The organism is Streptomyces sp. NPDC060027 (assembly GCF_042737005.1).
Lineage (GTDB): Bacteria > Actinomycetota > Actinomycetes > Streptomycetales > Streptomycetaceae > Streptomyces.
Genome location: NZ_JBHWVI010000265.1, coordinates 1 through 10,678, shown reverse-complemented (window position 1 = coordinate 10,678; position 10,678 = coordinate 1). Strand labels below are relative to the sequence as shown.

The following is a 10,678-nucleotide window of genomic DNA, read 5'->3' as shown; positions in this document are numbered from 1 at the left end:
GTGGAACCACGGTGTTCCGCCGGGACCCGCCGTCCGTTGCGCGGGCCGGGCCGGTCGACCCCCGTCCGGCCCGCTCACGCGTCGGCCGGGCGCTCGGTTCGCCGGGTGAAGTCCTCTTCGTCCCGTGCCGCCGGGGTGCCCGTGCCCTGCCCGCGCACCGCAGTGCGGAACGCGATGGGGGCCTGCCCGGCCCGCTGATGGAAGTACTTGGCGAAGTTCGTGGCACTGGAGAAGCCCAGCTGGGCGGCGATGCGGGCGGCGGCCAGGTCGGTGTGGGCGAGCAGCCGCTTGGCCTCCAGGACGACCCGTCGGTCGATGAACTCCTTGGCGCCGATCCCCGCCGAGTCGAGGGCGGCCCGGGACAGTGTGCGCGCGGAGTAGCCGAGGGTGACGGCGTAGTCGTCCACCCTGCGGGTGCGCGCGAAGTCCCGCTCGACGATCTCGCGGAACCGAAGAAAGGTTTCTCTGGGTTCCGGTGCCGCGCTGCCCGGCGCTTCCAGGTGGGCCAGCCGCAGGATCAGCGCGTCCAGCAGATGACGCAGTACCGCTAGGTGTGCGTCGGCCGGCAGCCGTCCCGGTGCCCGGAACTCGTGCTCCAGATGTGTGGTGGCCACCCGCAGGGACGCGGCGTCCTCGGCCTTGGGAGTGCGCAGCACCCGCGCGTGCGGATCGTCGAGCCGGGCCGCGCGGACGGTGGCCGCGTCCGGGAAGTCCCGCTCGAAGACGATCAGCGTCCCCTCGGCGCGCGTGAGATCTCCCCACTGGAGGACCTGCCCGGGGCGCGTCCACAGCCAGTCGCCTCGCACGACGTCGTGGGCCGTGAAGTCCACGGTCGCGCGCAGCGTGCCGGAGGCGAGCGTGAGCACGTGGTGGACGCCCGGGCGCTGCGGCACGCCGGGATCGGTTCCACGGGCACGGCACCGGGCGCGCAGCGCGGCCAGCGAGATCACTTCCAGGCCGGCGGATGCGCGGACGGGGGCCGTGAAGGTGAACCCGGGGGCGGCCTGCCCGGCCGGGTGTCGGTTTTTGACCATGATCAGTCGCCTGTGTATCCGGGTGGGACGTGCCTTCCCGCCCGGTCGGGGGTGCTCGCCGTGACGAGCGCCCCGCGTGGCGGAAAGAGGGCATCACGATAGAGGAGAGCCGGTCCATGGCCAAGGAATTCACGGACATCGGTGACGCAAACGGGATGTTCGGCGAGTCCTCCGAGGGCAGGCAGGGGGCGGACGGCGGACCGTGGACCGGACGGGGGGCCCGACCCGATCCGCGGCACCGTCGTCGGTTCCTCCTCAGGAACCCGCCGCGGAGGTCATCCGGCGGTCGCGAGGAACTGGGTTGCGGCCAGCTCGGCGTACAGCGGATCCGCGGCCACGAGCTCGCGGTGGGTTCCCACGGCGCGGACGCGGCCCGCGTCCATCACGATGATGCGGTCGGCCGTCGTGACGGTGGACAGCCGGTGCGCGACCACGAGCACCGTGGTCGTACGGGCCACATCGGCGACCGTGTCACGCAGCGCGGCCTCGTTGACGGCGTCGAGCTGCGAGGTGGCCTCGTCGAGGAGCAGCAGCCGGGGGCGGCGCAGCAGGGCCCGGGCGATGGCGACACGCTGGCGCTCGCCGCCCGACAGCTTGGTGCCGCGATGGCCGACCAGAGTCTCCAGGCCGCGCGGCAGCCGGCCGACCAGGCCGTCGAGGCGGGTCGTCTTCAGCACCCGGGTCAGCTCCCCGTCCTCGGCGTCCGGATTGCCGAGCAGGAGGTTGTCGCGCAGGGAGCCCGACAGCACCGGTGCGTCCTGTTCCACGTAGCCGATGGCCGACCGGAGCCGGGGCAGATCCCACTCCTCCAGTGCACGCCCGTCGACGGTGATGCGGCCCGCCTCGGGGTCGTAGAACCGCTCGATGAGCGAGAAGACGGTGGTCTTGCCGGCGCCGGAAGGGCCGACGAAAGCGGTCAGGCCGCGGGCCGGGACGGTGAACGACACCCCGTGGTGGACGTACGGCAGATCGTCGGCGTACCGGAAGCGGACGTCGTCGAAGGCGAGTGCCGCCGGTTCCGCGCCCGGGGTCGGCAGGGGCGCGGGCGGGGCGGCGGGCTCCGCGGGCAGCCGCAGGGCCTCCTGGATGCGGGCGAGCGCGGCGGCGCCGGTCTGGTACTGCGTGATCGCGCCGACCACCTGCTGGATCGGCGACATCAGATAGAACACGTAGAGCAGGAAGGCGACCAGGGTGCCCACGTCGATGGCGCCGGTCGCGACCCGGGCGCCGCCCACCGCGAGGACCGTGATGAAGGCGATCTGCATCGCCAGGCCGGCCGTGTTGCCCGCGGCCGCCGACCACTTGGCGGCCCGGACGCTCTGCCGCCAGGACTCCTGGGCGGCCGCGTGGATGGTCCGCTCCTCACGGTGCTCGGCGCCGGACGCCTTGATCGTGCGCAGCGCACCGAGGATCCGCTCCAGCGAGGCACCCATCACCCCGACGGCGTCCTGGGCCTGCCTGCTCGCCCGGTTGATGCGCGGCACGATCACGCCGAGCACCGCTCCCGCGCACAGGACCACGCCCAGCGTGACGCCGAGCAGCACCACGTCGACCAGGCCCATCATCACCACCGTCGCGACGAGGGTGAGGCCGCCGGTGCCGAGGCCCACCAGGGAATCGGTCGTGACCTCGCGCAGCAGGGTCGTGTCCGAGGTGATGCGGGCCATCAGGTCGCCCGGCTCGCTGCGGTCCACGGCCGGTATGCGCAGCCGCAGGAGATACGAGGACAGGGCGCGCCGCGCGCCGAGCACCACCGACTCGGCGGTGCGCCGCAGAACGTACGAACCCAGCGCTCCCACCGCCGCGTTGGTGACCACCAGGGCCGCCATGCCGAGCAGGGCCCGCCCGACCGGCCGGTCGTGCGACAGGTTGTCGATGAGCCCGCGAGCCACCAGCGGCAGCACCAGGCCGGTCGCCCCGGTCGTGAGCGCCAGCAGCGCGCCCGCGGACAGCGCCCAGCGGTGCGGTCGTACATACCCGAGCAGCAGGCGCCACGCGGGCACCTCGGGCTCGGCCTCGGTCAGGCTCACGGCGCTCCTTGCGGGAGTTGAGAGGGGGCCCTCAGGCTACGTCGGCGACGTGCCCGGCCCGGTCCCAACTGCCCCGAGTGCGCACGGACTCAGGACACGCGCCGTGAGAGCCGCCAGAGCGGTGTCGAGGTCCGCCGGGCGCGGCCGGTCGTGCGGAAGCCTGGCGAGCGGCGCGGCCATGCCGCAGGTGTTCGTGAGCGCCGAGAGGAGTGATCCCGGCGTGTCCGCTGCCTCCGGTGCGGCGGGGCGCGGGGCGCCGCCGTCCTTCACGGGTCGGCCGTTCGCCGCACCGGGACCGCGGCCGCGGCGGCCACCTGGCCTTCTACCGGCCCGTCACCCCGTAGGGTCGGCTGACGGAACGTCGACTCAGGAAAGGGCTCACTCACATGGCGCAGGAAGTACGGGGTGTGATCGCACCGGGTAAGAACGAACCGGTGCGCGTCGAGACGATCGTCGTGCCCGATCCGGGGCCGGGCGAGGCCGTGGTGAAGATCCAGGCCTGCGGGGTCTGCCACACGGACCTGCACTACAAGCAGGGCGGTATCAACGACGACTTCCCGTTCCTGCTCGGCCACGAGGCGGCCGGAATCGTGGAGTCGGTCGGCGCCGGGGTCACGGACGTGGCCCCCGGCGACTTCGTCATCCTCAACTGGCGTGCGGTGTGCGGACAGTGCCGCGCGTGTCTGCGCGGGCGCCCCTGGTACTGCTTCAACACCCACAACGCCAAGCAGAAGATGACCCTGGTGGACGGCACCGAACTGTCCCCGGCCCTCGGGATCGGCGCCTTCGCGGAGAAGACGCTGGTCGCGGCCGGACAGTGCACCAAGGTCGACCCAACAGTCTCCCCGGCGGTCGCCGGACTGCTCGGCTGCGGTGTGATGGCCGGCATCGGGGCCGCCATCAACACGGGCAACGTCGGCCGGGGCGACACGGTCGCGGTGATCGGCTGCGGCGGTGTCGGCGACGCGGCCATCGCCGGCTCCCGGCTCGCGGGGGCGGCGAAGATCATCGCCGTGGACATCGACGACCGTAAACTCGCGACCGCCGAGAAGCTCGGCGCGACGCACACCGTCAACTCCCGTGAGACCGACGCCGTCGAGGCGATCCGCGAACTCACCGGCGGCTTCGGGGCCGACGTCGTCATCGAGGCCGTGGGCCGCCCGGAGACCTACCAGCAGGCGTTCTACGCCCGCGACCTCGCCGGCACCGTCGTCCTCGTCGGCGTGCCCACCCCCGACATGAAGCTCGAACTCCCCCTGATCGACGTCTTCGGACGCGGCGGCTCCCTCAAGTCGTCCTGGTACGGGGACTGTCTGCCCTCCCGCGACTTCCCGATGCTGATCGACCTGCACCTCCAGGGACGCCTCGACCTCGGCGCGTTCGTGAGCGAGACGATCGCCCTCGACGAGGTGGAGGCCGCCTTCGAGCGCATGCACCAGGGCGACGTGCTGCGTTCGGTGGTGATGCTGTGATGAGCGCCCGCATCGAACACCTCGTCACCTCGGGCACGTTCTCACTCGACGGCGGTACCTGGGACGTCGACAACAACGTGTGGATCGTGGGAAACGATCACGAGGCGATCGTGATCGACGCCGCTCATGACGCCGACGCCATCGCCGAGGCGGTGGGAGACCGGCGACTGCGGGCCATCGTGTGCACCCACGCCCACAACGATCACATCGATGCCGCTCCCGCCCTGGCGGAGCGCACCGGCGCCACCATCTGGCTCCACCCCGACGACCTGCCGCTGTGGAAGTTCACCCACCCGGACCGCCTGCCCGACGCCTGGCTCCAGGACGGCCAGGTGATCGAGGCGGCGGGCACCGACCTGACCGTGCTGCACACCCCGGGTCACGCCCCGGGCGCGGTCTGTCTCTACGACCCGGGCCTCGGCACCCTGTTCTCCGGCGACACCCTCTTCCAGGGCGGCCCGGGGGCGACCGGCCGGTCCTACTCCCACTTCCCGACGATCATCGAGTCGATCCGCGACCGGCTGCTCACGCTGCCTCCCGACACGGTCGTCCGTACGGGACACGGCGAGACGACCACGATCGGCGCGGAGGCCTCCCACCTGGAGGAGTGGATCGCCCGGGGCCACTGACCCCGCCGCCCCGCCGCCCCGCCGCGCCGACCGCCCGGCGACTGCCGCCGCGACACGGCGGAAACGACTCCGAGATACCTGACAGAAGATGTCCGGCTTCCGGGAGACGCTCGTAGGGACACGGGGACAGCAGCCCGTGAACGGTACGCGTACGGAGGTCGGACATGTCAGGGCCGTTGGAAGGCACGCTGCGGGACAAGGTCGCACTGGTGGCGGGCGCGACCCGGGGCGCGGGCCGCGGAATCGCCGTGGAACTGGGCGCGGCCGGCGCCACCGTCTACGTGACCGGCCGCAGCACCCGCGAACGGCGCTCGGAGTACGACCGCCCGGAGACCATCGAGGACACCGCCGACCTGGTCACCGCGGCCGGGGGGCGGGGCATCGCGGTCCCCACGGACCACCTCGTCCCGGCCGAGGTGGCAGCGCTCGTCGCCCGGATCGCGGACGAGCAGGGCCGCCTGGACGTCCTGGTCAACGACATCTGGGGCGCCGAGAAGCTCTTCGAGTGGGACGCCCCCGTCTGGGAGCACGACCTCGACAACGGACTCAGGATGCTCCGGCTCGCCGTCGAGACCCACGCGATCACCAGCCACCACGCGTTGCCCCTGCTCCTGCGCGGTCCCGGCGGCCTGGTCGTCGAGATGACCGACGGCACGGCGGAGTACAACCGGGACACCTACCGGGTCTCCTTCTTCTACGACCTCGCCAAGTCGGCCGTGCTGCGCATGGCGTTCGCCCTCGGACACGAACTGGGCCCCCGCGGCGCCACCGCCGTGGCCCTCACCCCCGGCTGGCTGCGCTCGGAGATGATGCTGGAGGCCTTCGGCGTGACCGAGGAGAACTGGCACGACGCCGAGGAGCGCGTCCCGCACTTCGGCATCTCCGAGACGCCGCACTACGTGGGACGCGCGGTCGCCGCCCTGGCCGCCGACCCCGGCGTCGCGCGCTGGAACGGGCGGTCCCTCTCCAGCGGGCAGGTCGCCCAGGAGTACGGCTTCACCGACCTCGACGGCAGCCGTCCGGACTGCTGGCGCTACATGGTCGAGGTCCAGGACAAGGGGAAGCCGGCGGACGCGACGGGGTACCGCTGACGGCGGGAGAGGTCCCCGGAGGCGAGCCGGGCCGGCGACGGGGCCGGGGTCAGGTATGCGCGTGGAGCGGTGGTACCTGCCACGTGGCCGGCCGCTCGGTCATCAGGGAGAGGTCCGCGCGCACCGCCGCGTAGTACGCCTCGCGCTCCGTGCGCTGGCGTTCGAGCAGCGTCTGCCACGCCTCGGGGTCGCGGGTGCCCGTGTACAGGAAGCGCTCCATCTCCATCACCACGACGACCCAGGCACGCGACTTCTCCACCACCTCCGGAGTGCCCAGGAGGAGCAGGGCCTCACCGGCCGGGTCCCCGGTCTCGGCGGCCTCGGCCAGCAGCGGAGCCGCCTCCCGCGGCGACAGCGGATGCGGGTGGGGGTCGTTGCCGAGATGGGCGGCGACCCGGTACGTCAGCGTGATCGTCTTCTTCAGGCACCGCGCGTAGTCGGCGTACACCGCGAGCCGTCGTTCCTCCCAGCGCGCGGTCTGCTCGCGGCCGAAGCGGGCCCGGTCGCCCCGCACGATCGCCAGGTACGAGCCGAGGGCGCCGATGACCACGCCGATCAGGGCCGGGAGTTGCTGTATGAAGGCGGACATGGGCGCACGGTATCTGTCGCCGCGACGATCTTGGCAGTACCTTCGCTGCCATGACTGCGATGAGGCGCTTCGAGGGATACGGGGTTCTGATCACCGGTGCGGCGCGCGGGATCGGCGCGGCGACCGCCCGTCGGCTCGCCGAGGAAGGCGCCCACGTCCTCGTCACCGACACGGACCTGGCGGCGGCGGAGAAGACGGCCGCCGCCCTGCGTGAACTCGGCGCGCGGGCCGAGGCGTTCACCTGCGACGTGGGGGAGCGGGCACAGGTCGAGGCCGCCGTGGCGTACGCCGTCGACGCCTTCGGCTCGCTCGACGTCCTGGTCAACAACGCCTACTGGTGCAGCCCCGACGCCCCGCTCTTCGAGGACGAGAGCGACGAGGTGTGGGCCCGCGACCTGGACATCACTTTGACCGGCGCCTACCGCTGCGCCCGTGCGGCGCTCCCGCACCTGGTGGCCTCCGGCCGCGGCGCCGTCGTCTCCATCGGCTCCGTGAACGGCATCCAGGACTTCGGCAACCACGCCTACAGCGCGGCCAAGGCGGGGCTGATGTCGCTCACCCGCACCCTGGCCGGCCACGCCGCCGCCCGCGGCGTCCGGGTGAACCTGGTGGCACCGGGCACCGTCCGCACCACGGCGTGGGAGGGCCGCGAGGACGATCTCGCCATCGCGGCCGGGCTGTATCCGCTGGGCCGGGTCGGCGAACCCGAGGACATCGCGGCCGCCGTCGCCTTCCTCGCCTCCCGCGACGCGGCCTGGATCACCGGAACGACGCTGTGCGTCGACGGTGGCCTGACGGGCGTGAACACCGGCTTCCGGGAGGCGGTCAGGCTGCACGGCGGCGACCGTGACGGCGCCGCCGACAGCGGGAGCGGGAGGGTGCCCGACCCCGCGTCCGGGACATGACCCGAACGGCACCCGCTAGCCGCGGCGCTCCGCGCAGTGCCGCTCGACGGCGTCGAACACCCGGTCCGTGTCCGCCTCCGACGTACGCCAGTTGCTGAACGCGGCTCGCAGCCCGTGCGTCCCGTCGTAGAACGTCGGTGTCAGGAAGGCCTCGCCCGAGGCGGCGACGGCATCGGCCAGTGCGTGGACCCGCTGCTCGGTCGGGTCGTCGGCGAGGGTGAAGCAGACGACGTTCAGCCGGACGGGCGCGAGGAGCCGCAGTGCGGGGACACCGGCGATCCGCTCGCCCAGCCGCCGGGCGAGCGCGACGTTCCGCTCGACGATCTCGCGATGTCCCTCGCGACCGTACGCCGCCAGGGAGAACCAGGCCGGGAGCGCGCGCAGCCGACGCGAGTTCTCCGGTGTCAGGTGCAGGAAGTCGGGGTCCTCGGTGGGGAGTCCGAGATACGGCGAGGCGTTGTGGAAGACCCGGACTTGGAGGTCCTGGCGGCGGGTGAACTGGACGGCCGCGTCATAGGGGACGTTGAGCCACTTGTGCAGGTCGACACAGACCGAGTCGGCGGCGTCCAGACCCGCCACCAGCGAGGAGTACGCGGGCGACAGCGCGGCGAAACCGCCGAACGCGGCGTCCACGTGCAGCCAGAAGTCATGGTGCTCCCTGAGCGCGGCGATCGCCCGCAGATCGTCGAAGTCGACGGTGTTGACCGTCCCGGCGTTCGCCACGACGACGGCCGGGCGACCGTCGAGCGCGGAGAGCGCGGCGTCGAGCCGCTCGACGTCCACGGCCTCGCGGTTGCCGGGCAGTACCGGCACCGGACGCAGGCTGCCCCGCCCGAGGCCGAGCACGGACAGGGCCTTGGCGACGCTGGAGTGCGGGCTGCCCGACAGCACCTCCACCGGACCGAGCGCACCGGCCCCCTCGTGCGCGACCGACACACCCCGGCGCTCGCCGAGCCACTCCCGCGCGATGGCCAGCCCGACCGTGTTGGAGACCGTCGCCCCGCTCACGAACGCCCCGTGGTGTTCCTCGCCCAGCCCGAACAGCTCGCGCAGCCAGCCCAGCGTCTCGTGCTCCAGGGCGCTCGCGAAGGATCCGCCGCTTCCGGAGACGTTCTGGTCGTAGGCGCCGGTCAGCCAGTCCCCGGTGAGCGAGGCGGGCGTCGCGCCGCCGGTGACGAAGCCGAGGTAGCGCGGGCCGGCGGAGCCGGAGAACCCCGGGGCCCAGCGACCGGCGAAGCGTGCCAGGGCGCCCTCGGCACCCGCGCCCTCGGCCGGAAGCGGTGCGGGGGCGGGCGCCTTGCCGAGCTGGGCGACGGGACGACGGTCGAGGCCGCTCACCTCCTCGACGGCGAAGTCACGGGCGGCCTGGAGGAGTTCGGGGAGGCGTTCGAGGTCGCCGGCGAGGGTGGGGTGCATGTCGGCAGCGTAGGGGCGAGGCCCCGCGAAACCTCGGTCCAATCGGGGGGAACTGGACCGATGTCGCGGCTCGCGGCATCCGGCCCGCCCCGGGTGCGGGCACCGCCCGCCGGGCGGTGGAGCCGGTGCAGCGGGGAATGTCACTGTTTGGTCCCAGCCCGGCCCGCCGTACAACGCAATACCCTCATGGACGGTCTAGCAGGCAGACAACACGATGGAACACGACAGGGAAGGCCCGCCATGGGGGAGACACACAGACGAGGAGCCGTCGCGCTCGGCCTCGCCGGACTGGTCGCGCCGCTCACTCTCGCACTGGGCGCGACACCCGCGCAGGCAGCGAGCTGTACGACGTCGACCGGCCCGAACCAGAAGCAGGTGGAGAAGTTCCTCGGGCGGCCGGTCGACGGCCGTCAGTCCACCGCCGACTGCAAGGCGATCCAGGCCTTCCAGAACAAGCACGGCATAACCCCGAACATCGGGTACGCGGGACCTGTCACCTGGGGCGTGATGGATCTCATGAACAAGCAGAAGGCCGTGGGGACCAACCCGAACCGGGACGGCAAGTGCCCGGTGAACAAGGGCCGCATCGCCTGCGTCAACCTCACGCTCCAGCTCAGCTGGATCCAGGACGGCAGCCGGCTGGTCTACGGACCGGTCCCGGTCCGCACGGGCAGGGACGGCTACGAGACCCGCACCGGCCTGAAGAAGGTCTACTGGCGTGACATCGACCACGTCTCGAGCATCTACAACGTGTCGATGCCGTACAGCCAGTTCTTCGACGGCGGTCAGGCCTTCCACTCGGTGGGCGTCAGCATGTGGAACCCGCCGGGCTCGCACGGCTGCGTCAACATGACCTCGACCACGGCCAAGAAGTACTGGTCCCTACTCAAGAACGGCGACGACGTCTACGTGTACGGCCGCAAGCCCGGCACGTAAGTGACGAGGTTCACGGTCCGCTATGTCGCCCGATGCGCCTTTACTCACATTGTCTTCACGTCAAGGACCGTATGCTTCACGCCATGTCCACCACTCCTGACACCGACACTCAGCGCTCGGCCGCCGAGGTCAACGAGGAGATCCGGGCCCTCTGGTTCCGGGCGGGCGGGACGCTGAGCATGGAAGAGCGGCGCGAGTACCAGCGCCTCGTGCTGGAATGGGCCGAGGCCGCCCCGTCGTCGACTCGGGCGGCCTGACCCTCCGCATCCCGGCCGGGGCTCCCCGTCGAGGGGAGCCACCACCTCCGACCTCGGCACCGGCCTCCGGCGACTCGGCCCCGACTCCGGTCGCTGCGAACCGACTCCGGGCCGCTCAGCCCCAACTCTGCGAGTACTGCCGCCGATAGGCGTTGCGGTCCTGCTCGGTGCGGATGAAGCGGGTCGCCACCAGCGCGATGATGCTCCCCGCGATGACGAGCAGGCCTGGGCCGACGTTCTGCGGGTCCGTGAGCTCGCTGACGAACGTCTCCGCGGTCCCCGCCGCCGTACTGCCCACCGGCTCCACCGAGCCCGGGGC

The 10,678-nt window shown here is 72.2% G+C and carries 10 protein-coding genes and 2 pseudogenes; 6 read left to right on the top strand and 6 right to left on the bottom strand.

Translation table 11 applies throughout. The features are described from left to right. Window positions 1-74 precede the first annotated feature (74 nt). The 3 genes and pseudogenes from ACFWBT_RS37860 to ACFWBT_RS37850 form a co-directional block, all read right to left on the bottom strand. Entirely contained in the window at window positions 75-1,034 is a 960-nt protein-coding gene (locus ACFWBT_RS37860; protein WP_385707789.1) for a helix-turn-helix transcriptional regulator, read from the bottom strand. A gap of 275 nt (window positions 1,035-1,309) precedes the next feature. Further along, window positions 1,310-3,064, bottom strand: coding sequence for an ABC transporter ATP-binding protein (locus tag ACFWBT_RS37855; RefSeq protein ID WP_385707786.1), 1,755 nt, complete (start codon window positions 3,062-3,064; stop codon window positions 1,310-1,312). A gap of 36 nt (window positions 3,065-3,100) precedes the next feature. Continuing rightward, window positions 3,101-3,280: pseudogene (locus ACFWBT_RS37850) on the bottom strand (hypothetical protein); the annotation flags it as partial. Window positions 3,281-3,450: 170 nt separating this feature from the next. Here ACFWBT_RS37850 and ACFWBT_RS37845 point away from each other — a divergent pair. The 3 genes from ACFWBT_RS37845 (at window position 3,451) to ACFWBT_RS37835 (ending at window position 6,256) form a co-directional block, all read left to right on the top strand. Continuing rightward, complete coding sequence (locus ACFWBT_RS37845; protein WP_385707783.1) at window positions 3,451-4,536, top strand: S-(hydroxymethyl)mycothiol dehydrogenase; 1,086 nt, start codon at window positions 3,451-3,453, stop codon at window positions 4,534-4,536. After that, the gene (locus ACFWBT_RS37840; RefSeq protein ID WP_385707780.1) at window positions 4,536-5,165 is read left to right on the top strand and encodes an MBL fold metallo-hydrolase; all 630 of its coding nucleotides are present in this window, start codon (window positions 4,536-4,538) and stop codon (window positions 5,163-5,165) included. The genes ACFWBT_RS37845 and ACFWBT_RS37840 overlap by 1 nt, the downstream gene beginning before the upstream one ends. Window positions 5,166-5,329: 164 nt before the next feature. Beyond that, a complete protein-coding gene (locus ACFWBT_RS37835) occupies window positions 5,330-6,256 on the top strand; it encodes an SDR family oxidoreductase (protein ID WP_385707777.1) in 927 nt (308 codons plus the stop codon). A gap of 49 nt (window positions 6,257-6,305) precedes the next feature. On the opposite strand, the gene ACFWBT_RS37830 is transcribed toward ACFWBT_RS37835, so the two are convergent. After that, entirely contained in the window at window positions 6,306-6,845 is a 540-nt protein-coding gene (locus tag ACFWBT_RS37830) for a hypothetical protein (protein WP_385707774.1), read from the bottom strand. A gap of 50 nt (window positions 6,846-6,895) precedes the next feature. On the opposite strand from ACFWBT_RS37830, the gene ACFWBT_RS37825 reads away from it, so the two are divergent. Then, window positions 6,896-7,750 carry an SDR family NAD(P)-dependent oxidoreductase gene (locus ACFWBT_RS37825; RefSeq protein ID WP_385707771.1) on the top strand — a complete coding sequence of 285 codons (855 nt, stop codon included), beginning with the start codon at window positions 6,896-6,898 and terminating at the stop codon, window positions 7,748-7,750. 15 nt (window positions 7,751-7,765) lie between these two features. Here the strand turns inward: ACFWBT_RS37825 and ACFWBT_RS37820 are convergent, their stop codons facing one another. Continuing rightward, on the bottom strand, window positions 7,766-9,166 hold the full coding sequence (locus ACFWBT_RS37820; protein ID WP_385707769.1) for a pyridoxal phosphate-dependent decarboxylase family protein: 1,401 nt from the start codon (window positions 9,164-9,166) through the stop codon (window positions 7,766-7,768). 240 nt (window positions 9,167-9,406) lie between these two features. Between ACFWBT_RS37820 and ACFWBT_RS37815 the strand changes: the two genes are divergently transcribed. Beyond that, window positions 9,407-10,102 (top strand): L,D-transpeptidase family protein, encoded by a 696-nt coding sequence (locus tag ACFWBT_RS37815; protein WP_385707766.1) that lies wholly within the window; start codon window positions 9,407-9,409, stop codon window positions 10,100-10,102. Window positions 10,103-10,173: 71 nt separating this feature from the next. Continuing rightward, a complete protein-coding gene (locus ACFWBT_RS37810; RefSeq protein WP_266764413.1) occupies window positions 10,174-10,359 on the top strand; it encodes a hypothetical protein in 186 nt (61 codons plus the stop codon). Between the two features lie 115 nt (window positions 10,360-10,474). On the opposite strand, the pseudogene ACFWBT_RS37805 reads toward ACFWBT_RS37810, so the two are convergent. Next, a pseudogene (locus tag ACFWBT_RS37805) lies at window positions 10,475-10,678 on the bottom strand (S1 family peptidase); the annotation flags it as partial.

Bases quoted from the DNA above. Each gene is read 5' to 3' on its own strand.
- ACFWBT_RS37815 (WP_385707766.1), top strand. From the start codon at position 9,407: ATGGGGGAGACACACAGACGAGGAGCCGTCGCGCTCGGCCTCGCCGGA.
- ACFWBT_RS37860 (WP_385707789.1), bottom strand. From the start codon at position 1,034: ATGGTCAAAAACCGACACCCGGCCGGGCAGGCCGCCCCCGGGTTCACC.
- ACFWBT_RS37810 (WP_266764413.1), top strand. From the start codon at position 10,174: ATGCTTCACGCCATGTCCACCACTCCTGACACCGACACTCAGCGCTCG.
- ACFWBT_RS37835 (WP_385707777.1), top strand. From the start codon at position 5,330: ATGTCAGGGCCGTTGGAAGGCACGCTGCGGGACAAGGTCGCACTGGTG.
- ACFWBT_RS37820 (WP_385707769.1), bottom strand. From the start codon at position 9,166: ATGCACCCCACCCTCGCCGGCGACCTCGAACGCCTCCCCGAACTCCTC.
- ACFWBT_RS37845 (WP_385707783.1), top strand. From the start codon at position 3,451: ATGGCGCAGGAAGTACGGGGTGTGATCGCACCGGGTAAGAACGAACCG.
- ACFWBT_RS37830 (WP_385707774.1), bottom strand. From the start codon at position 6,845: ATGTCCGCCTTCATACAGCAACTCCCGGCCCTGATCGGCGTGGTCATC.
- ACFWBT_RS37840 (WP_385707780.1), top strand. From the start codon at position 4,536: ATGAGCGCCCGCATCGAACACCTCGTCACCTCGGGCACGTTCTCACTC.
- ACFWBT_RS37825 (WP_385707771.1), top strand. From the start codon at position 6,896: ATGACTGCGATGAGGCGCTTCGAGGGATACGGGGTTCTGATCACCGGT.